The organism is Serinicoccus chungangensis (assembly GCF_006337125.1).
GTDB classification, from domain to species: Bacteria; Actinomycetota; Actinomycetes; order Actinomycetales; family Dermatophilaceae; genus Ornithinicoccus; species Ornithinicoccus chungangensis.
Window position 1 is genome coordinate 376,039 of sequence record NZ_CP040887.1, and the last position, 13,341, is coordinate 389,379.

Annotated in this window: 7 protein-coding genes and 1 pseudogene; 4 read left to right on the forward strand and 4 right to left on the reverse strand. The window is 75.8% G+C overall.

The features are described from left to right. Positions 1–6: 6 nt before the first annotated feature. The 4 genes and pseudogenes from FHD63_RS17000 to purD all read right to left on the reverse strand — a co-directional run bounded on the left by FHD63_RS17000 (position 7) and on the right by purD (position 6,336). Positions 7–762, reverse strand: coding sequence for a phosphoribosylformylglycinamidine synthase subunit PurQ (locus FHD63_RS17000; protein WP_420853114.1), 756 nt, complete (start codon positions 760–762; stop codon positions 7–9). Further along, positions 672–4,049, reverse strand: a complete 3,378-nt coding sequence (gene purL / locus FHD63_RS01725; protein WP_420853115.1) for a phosphoribosylformylglycinamidine synthase — start codon at positions 4,047–4,049, stop codon at positions 672–674. Before purL ends, FHD63_RS17000 begins: the two co-directional genes overlap by 91 nt. Before the next feature lie 37 nt (positions 4,050–4,086). Continuing rightward, positions 4,087–5,046, reverse strand: a complete 960-nt coding sequence (locus tag FHD63_RS01730; RefSeq protein ID WP_139719618.1) for a phosphoribosylaminoimidazolesuccinocarboxamide synthase — start codon at positions 5,044–5,046, stop codon at positions 4,087–4,089. A 1-nt stretch (position 5,047) separates the two neighbouring features. Beyond that, positions 5,048–6,336: pseudogene (gene purD, locus FHD63_RS01735) on the reverse strand (phosphoribosylamine--glycine ligase). A gap of 297 nt (positions 6,337–6,633) precedes the next feature. Here purD and FHD63_RS01740 point away from each other — a divergent pair. From FHD63_RS01740 to FHD63_RS01755, 4 genes are all read left to right on the forward strand, one after another. Further along, positions 6,634–7,650 (forward strand): helix-turn-helix transcriptional regulator, encoded by a 1,017-nt coding sequence (locus FHD63_RS01740; RefSeq protein ID WP_158296680.1) that lies wholly within the window; start codon positions 6,634–6,636, stop codon positions 7,648–7,650. A gap of 84 nt (positions 7,651–7,734) precedes the next feature. After that, a complete protein-coding gene (locus tag FHD63_RS01745; RefSeq protein ID WP_139719622.1) occupies positions 7,735–9,978 on the forward strand; it encodes a HelD family protein in 2,244 nt (747 codons plus the stop codon). 10 nt (positions 9,979–9,988) lie between these two features. Next, a complete protein-coding gene (locus FHD63_RS01750; protein ID WP_139719623.1) occupies positions 9,989–12,604 on the forward strand; it encodes a DNA polymerase III subunit gamma and tau in 2,616 nt (871 codons plus the stop codon). A gap of 13 nt (positions 12,605–12,617) precedes the next feature. After that, complete coding sequence (locus FHD63_RS01755) at positions 12,618–13,292, forward strand: lysophospholipid acyltransferase family protein (protein ID WP_139719625.1); 675 nt, start codon at positions 12,618–12,620, stop codon at positions 13,290–13,292. Positions 13,293–13,341 lie beyond the last annotated feature (49 nt).

A 13,341-nucleotide genomic window follows, 5' to 3' on the forward strand; every position in this document is an offset into this window, starting at 1 on the left:
CCGGTCTCAGCCCACCCAGACCCGGGCGTTGCGGAACATCCGCATCCAGGGGCTCTCCTGCTCCGCCGGTGCGGTGGTCCAGGACAGCTGGGCGTTGCGCGCGACCCGTTCCGGGTGCGGCATCATCGCGGTGAACCGCCCGTCCGGCGTGGTGACGGCGGTGAGCCCGCTGGGTGAGCCGTTGGGGTTGGCCGGGTATGCCGTCGCCACCTCTCCCCGCGCGTCGACGTAGCGCAGGGCCGCCTCCACGGCGCTCTCCTCACCCTGCCGGGAGAAGTCGGCGCGGCCCTCGCCGTGCGCCACGGCGATCGGCAGCCGCGAACCGGCCATCCCCGAGAAGAAGAGCGACGGGCTGTCGAGGACCTCGACCTGCGACAGGCGCGCCTCGTACTGCTCGCTGCGGTTGCGCACGAAGCGGGGCCACGCCGCGGCGCCCGGGATGAGCCCGGCCAGCGCGGCGAACATCTGGCACCCGTTGCAGATGCCCAGCGCGAAGGTGTCCGGGCGGGCGAAGAAGCCCGAGAAGGCCTCGGTGAGACCCGGGCTGAAGAGGACCGACCGGGCCCAGCCCTCGCCGGCCCCCAACGTGTCGCCGTAGGAGAAGCCGCCGGCCGCGACCAGTCCGACCAGCGCGGGGTCGGACAGGTCGACCCGGCCCGCCTGCAGGTCGGTCATGTGCACGTCCACCGCGTCGAACCCGGCCCGGTGGAAGGCGTAGGCGGTCTCCACGTGGCTGTTGACGCCCTGCTCGCGCAGGACCACGACCCTCGGCCGGACGCCGCGCGAGACGTAGGGCGCGGCGACGTCGTCGACCGGGTCGAAGCTCGGCGACACCTGCAGGCCGGGCTCGTCGCGGCCCACGGCCGCGTGCTCCTCGTCGGCGCAGGCGGGGTGGTCGCGCAGCGCCGCGATGCGCCACGACACCTCGTCCCAGGCCTGCGCGAGGTCGCCGAGGGGTTCGTCCAGGAGGACCTGGTCGGGACCGCCCCCGGCAGCCGTCGCGTCCGCCCCGACCCCGGGGCCGTCCGCCACGCGCACCCGCACCCGCCGCTGCGGCGTGGAGCGCCCGAGCACGCTGGCGAGGTCGAGCAGGCCGGTGGTGTGCGCAGCACCTCCGCGGCGTCCCCGACCCGCCCGGCGGGCACCTCCAGCACGACCCCCAGCTCCTCGGCGAGGAGCCCGGCCACCCCGGCCCGGGCCGGCACGGCGACGTCGATCCCGACACCGCCAGCGAGTGCCATCTCCACGAGCGTCGCCCACAGCCCGCCGTCGGAGCGGTCGTGGTAGGCCGTCACGAGCCCGCGCGCCCGCAGCTCGGGCAGGGCCGCGGCGAGGGCGGTGAGGCGCGCCGGGTCGTCGAGGTCCGGGACGGCGCCGCCGAACTCCCCCCGCACCTGGGCCAGGATGGAGCCCCCGAGACGGTCCGCCCCGGCACCGAGGTCGAGGAGGAGCAGCTCGGACCCGGCGTGCAGCTGCGGCGTCAGGGTGCCGCGGACGTCGGGCAGGGAGGCGAAGGCCGAGACGACGAGCGAGACCGGGGAGGTGACCTGCTGCTGGGTGCCGTGCTCGTCGGTCCACCGGGTGCGCATCGACAGCGAGTCCTTGCCGACGGGCACCGAGACGCCCAGGGCGGGGCACAGCTCCAGCCCGACGGCCCGCACGGTGTCGTGCAGGGCGGCGTCCTCACCGGGCTCGCCGCAGGCGGCCATCCAGTTGCAGGACAGCTTGACGCCGGACAGCGGCGCGCCGTCCCGCAGGGGTGCGACCGGCGCCGCCAGCAGGTTGGTCAGCGCCTCGCCGACCGCCATCCGCCCGGACGCGGGCGCGTCGACGGCGGCCAGCGGCATCCGCTCCCCGCTGGCCATCGCCTGGCCGGCGAGCCCGACGTGGTCGGACAGGGTGACCGCGACGTCGGCGACCGGCACCTGCCACGGCCCGACCATCTGGTCGCGGTGGCTGAGCCCGCCGACGGTGCGGTCGCCGATGGTGACGAGGAAGCGCTTGGACGCGACGCTGGGGTGCCGCAGGACGGCGTAGGCGGCCTCCCGCAGGGCGTCGGCGTCCAGCCCGTCGAGGTCGAGCTCGCCGGTCCGCCGCACCACGCGGTGCACGTCGCGGGTCATGCGGGGAGGCTTGCCCAGCAGGACCCCCAGGGGCATGTCGACGGGGTCGGCGGCGACGTCGGCGGGCGTGGCGGACCGTTCCGCGGCCGCGTCCTCCTGCCGCCGCCCGTCGGTGACGACCAGCTCGGTGTCCTCCTGCGCCGTCCCGACGACGGCGAAGGGACAGCGCTCGCGCTCGCAGAGGGCGGTGAAGTCCGCCAGTGACCCCGGTGCGAGGGCGAGGACGTAGCGCTCCTGGCTCTCGTTGGACCAGATCTCCTTCGGCGAGAGGCCGGACTCGGCGAGCGGCACCCGCGAGAGGTCGAAGCGGGCGCCGAGCCCGGCGTCGTCCACCAGCTCGGGGAAGGCGTTGGACAGCCCGCCGGCGCCGACGTCGTGGATCGCCAGCACCGGGTTGTCCTCGCCCCGAGACCAGCAGTGGTTGATGACCTCCTGCGCCCGGCGCTGCATCTCCGGGTTGCCGCGCTGCACCGAGTCGAAGTCGAGCTCGGCGGCGTTGGTGCCGGCCGCCATCGAGCTGGCCGCCCCGCCGCCCATCCCGATCCGCATGCCCGGTCCGCCGAGCTGCACCAGCAGGGTCCCGGCGGGGAAGCGGACCTTCTCGGTCTGACCCGCGCTGATGGCCCCGAGACCGCCGGCGCTCATGATCGGCTTGTGGAAGCCGCGGCGCACCCCGTCGACCGTCTGCTCGTAGACGCGGAAGAACCCCCCGAGCCCCGGCCGGCCGAACTCGTTGTTGAACGCGGCGGCACCGAGCGGCCCGTCCAGCATGATCTCCAGCGGGGTCGCGAGGTGGTCGGGGGACCCGGGGCCCGGGTCGGCGGTCTCCCAGGGCTCCGCGGTGCCGGGCAGGTGCAGGTGCGAGACCGCGAAGCCGGTCAGCCCGGCCTTGGGGGCGCTGCCGCGGCCGGTGGCCCCCTCGTCGCGGATCTCCCCGCCGGCGCCGGTCGCGGCCCCGGGGAAGGGCGAGATGGCGGTGGGGTGGTTGTGCGTCTCGACCTTCATGAGGACGTGCACGGTGTCCTCGTGCACGGCATACCTCTCCCCGTGGCCGGAGCCGTCGCCCTCGGGGCGGAAGAGGGAGACCGGCCCGCCCTCCATGACGGAGGCGTTGTCCTTGTAGGCGACGACGGTGCCCTGGCCGGCGACGGCCTCGGTGTGCCGGATCATGCCGAAGAGGCTGTGCTCCTGCGCCGTCCCGTCGATGACGAAGTCGGCGTTGAAGATCTTGTGCCGGCAGTGCTCGGAGTTGGCCTGGGCGAACATCGTCAGCTCGACGTCGGTCGGGTTGCGGCGCAGCGTCGTGAAGGACTCGACGAGGTAGTCGATCTCGTCCGGCGACAGCGCGAGGCCGAAGGCGGTGTCTGCCTCCTCCAGCGCCTCACGGCCCCGGCCGAGCACGTCCACCCGCTCCATCGGCGCGGCCTCCCGCTCGGCGAAGAGCAGCGCGGTGGCCTCCCGCGCGGGCAGCGCCGACTCCGTCATCCGGTCGTGCAGCACCTCCGCGCAGGCGGTCCAGGTGTCCTCGTCCAGCGGCTCGCCGTCCAGGCCGAGGTGGAACTCGGTCACCCGCTCGACGCGGCGCACGTCCAGGCCGCAGTTGCGCAGGATGTCGGTCGCCTTGCTCGACCACGGCGAGATCGTGCCGAGGCGGGGGGAGACGACGACCAGCGCGGTATGCCGTGCCCCGGCGCTCCCGCCGTCGTCGCCGGTCCAGGGCTCGCCGTGCTCGAGGATGGCGCCCAGGGCCTCGAGCTCGGCCGGAGCCGGCTCGTGGTCGGTCGCCACGACGTGGACGTGCCGGGCGGTGAGCGCGCGCACGGTGGGGGCCACCCGCCGCAGCCGGCGCAGCAGGCCCTCGGCGCGGAAGGTGGACAGGGCGGACCCGCCCGGCACGGTGGTGAGGACGGGGTCGGGGGCGGCCATGTCGGTGCGGCTCCTGGCGGGTGGGGGTGGCGGCCGGTCAGGCCCGGGGGCGGAAGGTCTGGCCGGTGAGAGCCTCGTAGGCCTCGACGTAGCGCGAGCGGGTGAGCTGGACGACGTCCGCCGGCAGGGGCGGTGGAGGGGCGTCGGACGTGCGGTCCCACCCGCTGGCGGGCGAGGTGAGCCAGTCGCGCAGCACCTGCTTGTCGTAGGACGTCTGGGTTCGGCCCGGCTCCCACTCGGCGGCGCGCCAGAAGCGCGAGGAGTCCGGGGTGAGGACCTCGTCGGCGAGGCGGATCTCGAGGTGGTCGGGGTCCACCGTCCGCCAGTCGGGGCGGCCGTCCGCCCCCGGGGGCGGCAGGTGGGCGGGGTCGACGCCGAACTCGACCTTGGTGTCGGCGATGAGGATGCCCCGCCCGGCGGCGATCTCGTCGCCGCGCGCCAGGATCGCCACGGTGAGGTCGCGCAGACGGTCGGCCAGCCCGGGACCGACCAGGTCCGCGACCTGCTCGAGGCTGATCGGCTCGTCGTGCTCCCCCTGCGGCGCCTTGGTGCTCGGGGTGAAGACCGGCTGCGGCAGACGGGAGCCGTCGACCAGACCCGGCGGCAGCCGCACCCCGGAGACGGTGCCCGTCGCGGCGTACTCCGCCAGGCCGCCGCCGGTGAGGTAGGCCCGGGCCACGCACTCCACCGGCAGCATCGTGAGCCGGCGCACGTAGACGGCGCGCCCGGCGACCTCCTCCGGCACGTCGGTGGACAGGACGTGGTGGGGGACGAGGTCGGCGAGCTGGTCGAACCACCACAACGACATCTGGGTGAGGATCGCGCCCTTGTCGGGGACCGGCGTCGTGAGGACGTGGTCGTAGGCGCTGATGCGGTCGGAGGCGACCAGCAGCAGGCGGGTGTCGTCCCGCTGCCCGGTCGCCGGGTCGGCCGGGGCGTAGAGGCCGCGGACCTTCCCGGAGTAGAGCAGCTCGTGCCCGGGGATGCTGGTGGTCATCTCAGTCCTCCTGCGGGATCCGGACGCGGCCCTGGGCGGCGGCGAGGGCGATGTCCGGACGGGAGTGGCCGCCGCGCAGGCCGATCCGACCCACCGCCGCGTAGGCCTGCTCGCGCGCCCGCGCCAGGTCCTCGGCGACGGCGACCACGCTGAGGACGCGGCCCCCCGAGGAGACGAGGGCGCCGCGGTCGTCGGTGGCCGTGCCGGCGTGCAGCACGTGCACCCCCTCCAGCTGCTCGGCCTGCTCGGTCCCGGTGACCGGGTCGCCCGTGGCGGGTGCGCCGGGGTAGTGCTCGGCCGCGACGACGACGTTGACGCCGGTGCGCGGGTCCCACTCCAGCGGAGGCAGCGCGGCGAGCCCGCCGCGGGCTGCGGCCCGCAGCACGCCGGCCAGGGGGGTGCGCAGCCGGGCCAGGACCACCTGGGTCTCGGGGTCGCCGAACCGGGCGTTGAACTCCACCACCCGCGGACCCGAGCGGGTGAGCGCCAGGCCGACGTAGAGCACGCCGACGAACGGCATACCGCGTCGCGCCATCTCCGCGACCGTCGGCCGGGCGACGGAGCCGAGGACCTCGGGCACGAGGTCCTCCGGGGCCCAGGTCAGCGGGGAGAGTAGGCGCCCATGCCCCCGGTGTTCGGTCCCTGGTCGCCCTCGCCGACCCGCTTGAAGTCCTGGGCCGGGTCCAGCGCCACGACGTCGGTGCCGTCGCTGAGGCAGAAGAGCGAGACCTCGGGCCCGTCGAGGTAGTCCTCGACCACGACCCGGCCACCCTCCCGGGACAGGCAGGCGGCCGCGTGGTCCAGGGCCGCCTCGCGGTCCTCGGTGACCACCACCCCCTTGCCGGCGGCGAGACCGTCCTCCTTGACGACGTAGGGCGCGCCGGTGGCGTCCAGCGCCTGCTCGACCTGGGTGACGTCGGTGCACACGTGGGCCGCCGCCGTCGGGACCCCGGCATCCGCCATGACCTCCTTGGCGAAGGCCTTGCTCCCCTCCAGCAGGGCGGCCCGGGCGCTCGGCCCGAAGCAGTCGACCCCCGCGGCACGCACCGCGTCCGCGACCCCCGCCACCAGCGGCGCCTCCGGCCCGACGACGACGAGGTCGACCCCCTGCGCACGGGCGGCCGCGACCACCGTCGCGGGGTCCGCGGGGTCGCCCGGCAGGCAACGCGCCAGCGCGGCGATGCCGGGGTTGCCGGGCAGGGCGAGCACCTCGTCGACCGAGGGGTCGCGGGCGAGGGAGCGGACCAGGGCGTGCTCACGTGCGCCCGAGCCGAGGACGAGGACCACCACGGTCCAGCAGCCTATCGGCCGCGCGAGCCGCGTCGAGCCACGGGTGAGCGGGGGGAGTGGGACGCCGGACGGGCCCGAGGACGAGGATGACCCTCCTGGGAGGCAGGGGGATATCTCCCAGGAGGGCCATCGGCAGGGCAGGGTCGACGCGGGCTGATGGGGGGCTGCCCACGCGACACGCACGATCCCTGCGCCGGTCGTAACCGACGTTATCAATGTGGCACACCGACGGGGGCGATGTCACGCCAGGGCGCGTCGGAATGCTGCCGTTGACGGACATCCGACATGATGGAGGACATGGACGCTCGGGACGGGGCACGGCTGCACGGCTCGGCCTACGAGGACTTCATCGCCGGGGTGTTCCGCCAGGCCGTGCGCTTCGGCAACCCCACGCGGCGCGCGCTGCGCGACGCGGGCCTGACGGACGAGGAGATCGACGAGGCCACGGCCGAGCTGGAGGCGCGCGGCTTCCTGCGGCCGGGCACCGCGCCCGGGACCTGGGACGTCGTGCCGCCGCGCGAGGCGGTGGCACGGTATGCCGCAGAGACCGAGCACCGGCTGCGGCTGGCCCGGGCCACGGCCGGGGAGCTGGAGCGGGCGTGGCGACGGGCGGCGGACGGCGGGGTGCACCGGGCGGTCCCCGGGATGGACTTCCTGGCCGGCGTCGACGAGATCGTGGGTCGCATCACCGCGATGCACCTGGCGACGACCGAGCGGCTCTGGTGGGCCATCGACGGCTCGGTGGCCAGCCGCCGGCTGCTCGGGCTCGCCGCCGAGGACCCGGGGCTGCTCTCCGTGCGGCCCGGGGTCGACCGTCGGCTCATCCTCGACACCAGCCTGCTGGAGCTGCCTGCCACGGTGGCGGTGATGGAGCAGGCCGTGCGCGACGGCGCCCTCGTCCGGACCGGCAACGGGGTGCCGGTCACCGCGGTCGTCTGCGACGAGGACGCGACGCTCGTCGACATCAGCCGCTTCGACCCCGAGGGCATCGGGTCCTTCGAGGCCCGGTTGCAGGCCCCGGTGGCCGCCGTGGCCAGTCTCATCGAGCGGACCTGGCTGCTGGCCGCCCCCTACGGGCCCATGCGTGACGCCGCTCGGCGCAAGGAGGTGGGAGGGTCGTCGGCGCCCCTGGACGAGCGGGACCAGACCATCCTCACCCTCCTCGTCAGCGGGGCGTCGGACCAGGTGATCGCCCGCCGGTGCGACATCTCCGTGCGGACCGTCGAGCGGCGCGTCCGCTACCTCATGGAGCACCTCGGGGCCGCCACCCGCTGCCACGCCGGGGCCCAGGCCGTCCGCCGCGGCTGGGTCTGACGCCCCGGACCGATAGACTGACGACTTTGCGGGGGCCGCCGTGGCGGCGCTGCGGCCCCGGGAGATCGCACGGAAGGTGGGCGGATGACCGAGCTGGCGACGACCGACCAGACGGTCGCGGCCGAGATCGCCACCGAGCAGGCGCACGTGGACAAGGTCTACGCCGAGCTCGGCAAGGCGGCCGCGCGCGTCGAGCTGGTGCACGCGGAGGGCATGGCCCGGGGGCAGACCGACCGCAAGGGCACCGGGGACCCCCGGGAGGAGGAGATGGCCGGGCTCTTCGAGCGGGACGCCCTCGTCTACTCCGCCCACCGGAGGCGGGCCTCGCTGGAGCACCAGCACGAGGGCCTCGTCTTCGGCCGGCTCGACCTGGAGCACGCGGTGCCCGACGAGCAGGGGGCCACCCGGGAGGTGCGCTACGTCGGGCGTCTGGGCGTGCGCGACGACGACTACGAGCCGTTGGTGGTGGACTGGCGGGCGCCGGCCGCCGCACCGTTCTACCGCGCCACCCCCGTGGACCTGCAGGGCGTCCTGCGCCGTCGGGTCCTGCGCTGCCAGGGCGTGCAGGTCGTCGGCGTCGAGGACGACCTCATGGTGGCCGAGCCCCCGGAGGACGTCGTCGTGGTCGGCGACGGGGCGCTGCTGGCCGCGCTGACCCGCAGCCGCGGTGCCCGGATGCGCGACATCGTCGCCACCATCCAGCACCACCAGGACGAGGCCATCCGGGCGCCTGCCCGGGGCATCACCGAGATCACCGGTGGCCCGGGCACGGGGAAGACCGTGGTCGCGCTCCATCGGGCGGCCTACCTGCTCTACTCCGACCGCCGCCGGTTCGAGGGCGGCGGGGTGCTCGTCGTCGGGCCGTCCGCCGCCTACACCGCCTACATCGAGCGGGTCCTGCCCTCGCTGGGCGAGGACTCGGTCGTGCTCCGCTCCCTCGGGGACGTCCTCGGCGGCATCACCGCCACCCGGCTGGACCCGCCCGCGGTCTCCGCGACCAAGGGCAGCCTGCGCGTCCGCCGGCTGCTCGCGCGGCTGGTCCGCGAGCCGATCCCGGAGGCGCCGGTGCAGCTGCGGACCTTCGTGGCCGGGCACGCCATCCGGCTGGACGCCCCCGACCTCGACCGTGCGCGGGCCCAGGTGCTGCGCCACCACCACCGCAACGCCGGCTACGACGCGGCGGTGGACGCCCTGGCGCAGCTGGCCTGGGCGCAGGCCGACCACGGGGAGCGCGACGACTTCGTCGACCGGTTCCGCGACTCCGGCGACGTCGAGGCGTTCATGCGCCACTGGTGGCGACCGGTCGACCCTCGCGAGATGCTGCTGTGGCTGGCCGACGAGGGCCTCGTCCGGCGGCTCGGAGGGCTGGACGCCGAGGCCGCGGCCGGACTCGCGGCGTCCTACCAGGAGGCCCTGCGGCTCGGTTCCTGGACCGTGGCCGACGTCGCGCTCGTCGACGACCTCGCCGCCCGGCTCGGGCCCGTGGTCGAGCTGCCCAGCGAGGAGCGCGGGTTCTACGAGATCGAGGAGCTGGACGACGCCAGCCAGTACGGCGTCTCGGCCCTGCGGGTGGGCGCGGACGGGCAGACCGACGGGGCGGTGGCGCCGGGCCGGGGCCAGCGGCTCTCCGCCGACCCGCGCGAGCGGCTGCTCGCCGGACGGGTGGGGGAGACGGAGGAGTACGCCCACGTCCTCGTCGACGAGGCCCAGGACCTCTCGCCGATGCAGTGGCGGATGCTCGGTCGGCGTGGTCGGTGGGCCTCGTGGACCGTCGTGGGCGACCTCGCCCAGGCCTCCTGGGACGACCTCGCCGAGGCCCGTCAGGCGCGTGAGGAGGCCTTCGGCGGGGCGCCTCGCCAGGCGTTCCACATGGACACCAACTACCGCAACGCCCGGGAGATCTTCGACCTGGCGGCGCGGCTCATCACCGAGCACGTGCCGGACGCCGACATCCCGCAGGCGGTCCGCGAGACCGGTCACGAGCCCCGGGACCTGACGGTGCGGGCGGACGAGACGGCCGCGCGGGTGGCCGGGGAGGTGGCGGACCTGCGGGAGCAGGTGTCCGGCGCCATCGCGGTCATCGCCCCCTGGTCCTGGCACGGGCGGCTGTCCGACGTCGTCACGGGGGAGCAGGTCGTCCTCGTCGACCCGCTGTCGACCAAGGGCCTGGAGTACGACGCCACCGTCGTGGTGGACCCCGACGCGATCGTCCGGGAGTCCCCGGGCGGCGTGCGGGCCCTCTACGTCGTGCTCACCCGGGCCGCCCACCGCATGACGGTGCTGCGGCCTGTGGACGAGGCCGTCCCCTCCGTCGGTGGGGGCCGCTAGGGTCACGGGTGTGAGCATCGCGCTGTACCGCCGCTACCGGCCCGAGACCTTCGCCGACGTCATCGGGCAGGAGCACGTCACCGAGCCGCTCATGCAGGCGCTGCGCTCGGAGCGGGTGAGCCACGCCTACCTCTTCTCGGGGCCGCGTGGGTGCGGCAAGACCACGAGCGCGCGCATCCTCGCCCGCTGCCTCAACTGCGAGCAGGGGCCCACGCCCGAGCCCTGCGGCACCTGCGAGTCGTGCGTGGCGCTGGCCCGGGACGGCGCCGGGTCGGTCGACGTCATCGAGATCGACGCGGCCAGCCACGGGCGGGTGGACGACACCCGCGAGCTGCGCGAGCGCGCGGCCTTCGGGCCCGCGACGGCGCGCTACAAGATCTACATCATCGACGAGGCCCACATGGTCAGCCGGGAGGGCTTCAACTCCCTGCTCAAGGTCGTGGAGGAGCCCCCGCCGCACGTGAAGTTCATCTTCGCGACCACCGAGCCGGAGAAGGTCCTGGCGACCATCCGCTCGCGCACCCACCACTACCCCTTCCACCTCGTCCCGCCGCAGCGGCTCACGGCCTACCTGGAGCAGCTGTGCCGGACGGAGGGGGTCCACCTCGAGCCGGGGGTGCTGTCGTTCGTGACCCGGGCCGGAGGCGGGTCCGTGCGCGACTCGCTGTCGGTGCTGGACCAGCTGATCTCCGGCGCGGGCGAGGACGGCCTCACCTACGAGCGCACCGCGGCGCTGCTGGGCTTCACCGACGTCGAGCTGCTCGACGCGGTCGTCGAGGCGGTCGCGGCCGGTGACGCGGCCACCGTCTTCGCGCAGGTCGACCGAGTCATGGAGTCCGGGCACGACCCGCGGCGCTTCGTCGAGGACCTGCTCGAGCGCTACCGCGACCTCATCGTCCTCGCCGCCGTGGGCGAGCAGGCCGGCGGGCTGCTCCCCGGGCTGCCCGAGGACCAGGTGGAGCGGATGCGCCGGCAGGCGCAGGCCTACGGCGCGGCCGGGCTCTCGCGGGCGGGCGACCTGGTGAGCCGGGGGCTGTCGGAGATGACGGGTGCGGTGTCCTACCGGCTGGTCCTGGAGCTGCTGGCGGCCCGTCTGCTGCTGCCCGCCGCCCAGGGTGAGGAGGGTCACGGGGCCCGGCTGGACCGCATCGAGCGCCGGCTCGGCGCGGCCGACCTCCCGGCCGAGGGGATCGGTGCGGGTCGGCGCGGGGGTGCGTCGCGGGGCGACGAGGGTGCCGCGGGTGGCCCTGGGTCGACGGCTCCGGGGCGGGGCGCGTCGCAGGAGCCCTCGGCCCGGCAGCGCGCCACGGCGCAGGCGAGGGCCACAGTGGGAGGGTCGGCACCGACGGCACCCCCCACCGAGCCCGCCCCGCTGGGCGGGGAGCAGCCCTCTGCGGCGGGTCCGGGACGGGCCGAGGGGCAGCAGGCCGAGGGGCAGCGGACGGATCCCGGTGCGCAGGCACCGGGTCACCTGGACACGGCCGCGCTGCGTCGGCACTGGCCGGAGATCATCGCCGCCGTGCGCTCGATCAGTCGCCGCACAGCAGGGGCGCTGGAGTCGATCCAGGTCGTCGACTTCGACGGACGGCGGCTGCTCGTCGGGATGCCGGACGAGCGGTGGATCCGCCACTTCATGGGCACCTCCAACGAGGAGGCGCTGCGCCAGGGGGTGCTGGACGCGCTCGCTCTCGACACCCGGATCGAGGCCACCGTGCTCGGTGGCCACCCGCCCGCCGCCGACGGCGGGTCTGGCCGCGGGGGTCCGGCCACCACGGCACCGGCGCAGACCGCCGGAGGTGCCGAGGCCCCAGGATCGCGCCAGCGGGCCGGTGACCGCCCCCGCCAGCCCACGGCGCGGCCGGACGGCCCGCCCCCGGGCTCACCCGGCCGGGGAGCGGCCGAGCCGCCGGAGGACGAGCCCGAGCGAGCCCCGGAGGAGCCGCCGGAGCCGGACGACTGGGCCCCGCCAGAGGACGTGGGGGCGCCCCACGGCGCGTCCTCGGCACCAGGCCGGACGGACACGCCCGGGTCGGGGCCGGGGGCCGGGGCGGCGCCCGCGCTCCCCGACGGCATCCCCGACGCGCCGATGCGGGGACGGCTGCGGACGCGTGGGGCGACCCCCGACGCCGGCGCCGGGGAGCCGCCGACGTCCGGCAGCGCACCGGTGCGGGTGCGGGGCCGGGGCGGCGCCGACCCCGCTCCCGGCCAGCGACAGCGCGGCCCCGCCGAGCCGGGGCTGGCCGAGCAGCTGGGCGCCGGCGCGCGCCCGGGTGGCCCCGCCCCCGACCAGCCGGAGTGGTCTCAGCGGACCGCCGGGCAGGGGGCTCCCGCCTGGGCGACCGGTGCGGAGCCCGCCCCGGCCGGCGCGGACGCCGTCGGCGGTGGTGCAGCCGCGGCGGACGACGACCCGCCGGGCGCCGACGCGGCCGACACCCCGGGACCCGGTGCGGGGTCCTCCGGGGCGAGCCGGGCCCGGGCCACCGACCAGCCGGTGCGGTCACCGGGTGGGGACGCCCCGAGCGAGGACGACGAGGACCTCGCGACCTCCGGCACGGTCGGGCAGCCGGTCATCGAGAGCGTCCTGGGCGGTACTGTCATCGCCATCAACGACGACCCCGTGGCGTGAGGACGGCCCAGGCATGATCTACGAGCTGCTCCATCCCGTGGTGACCCCGTTGGCCACGGCGATCTGGCGGCCCGAGGTCCTCGGGCTGGACCACGTGCCCATGGACGGCCCGGTCATCCTCGCGAGCAACCACCGCTCCTTCATCGACAGCGTGGTCATCCCGCTCACGGCACCCCGCCAGGTGGCCTTCCTCGCCAAGTCCGAGTACTTCACCGGCACCGGGATCAAGGGGTGGATCAGCCGCGAGTGGTTCACCGGTGTCGGGTCGATCCCCGTGGACCGCGACGACACCCGGGCGGCGCAGAAGTCCCTCGACCTAGCCCTGGCGCACCTCCGCGAGGGGGGCGCCTTCGGGATCTACCCCGAGGGCACCCGTTCGCGCGACGGGCGCCTCTACCGCGGCCGGACCGGGGTCGCCTGGCTGGCCCTGGAGGCGGGGTGCCCGGTCGTGCCGGTCGGGCTGCAGGGCACCCAGGACATCCAACCGGTGGGCAGCCGCTTCCCACGCCGGGCGAAGGTGCGGGTGGAGTTCGGCGCGCCGATCGACGTCGCCGGACGCTTCGACGGGGTGCCCCAGGGGCGCGCCCGGCGCGAGCTCACCGACGAGGTCATGCAGCGCATCCGCGAGCTCTCCGGCCAGGAGTGGGCCGGGGAGTACGCCCAGCGCTCCGGCGACGCCCCCGCCTGAGCCCCGGCCGGTGGCGGCCCTCCCGCCCCGTGCCGGACCAGCCGCCCGG

Coding starts and splice junctions, on each gene's coding strand:
- purL (WP_420853115.1), bottom strand. CDS start 4,049: ATGGCCGCCCCCGACCCCGTCCTCACCACCGTGCCGGGCGGGTCCGCC.
- FHD63_RS01730 (WP_139719618.1), bottom strand. CDS start 5,046: ATGACCACCAGCATCCCCGGGCACGAGCTGCTCTACTCCGGGAAGGTC.
- FHD63_RS01740 (WP_158296680.1), top strand. CDS start 6,634: ATGGACGCTCGGGACGGGGCACGGCTGCACGGCTCGGCCTACGAGGAC.
- FHD63_RS01745 (WP_139719622.1), top strand. CDS start 7,735: ATGACCGAGCTGGCGACGACCGACCAGACGGTCGCGGCCGAGATCGCC.
- FHD63_RS01755 (WP_139719625.1), top strand. CDS start 12,618: ATGATCTACGAGCTGCTCCATCCCGTGGTGACCCCGTTGGCCACGGCG.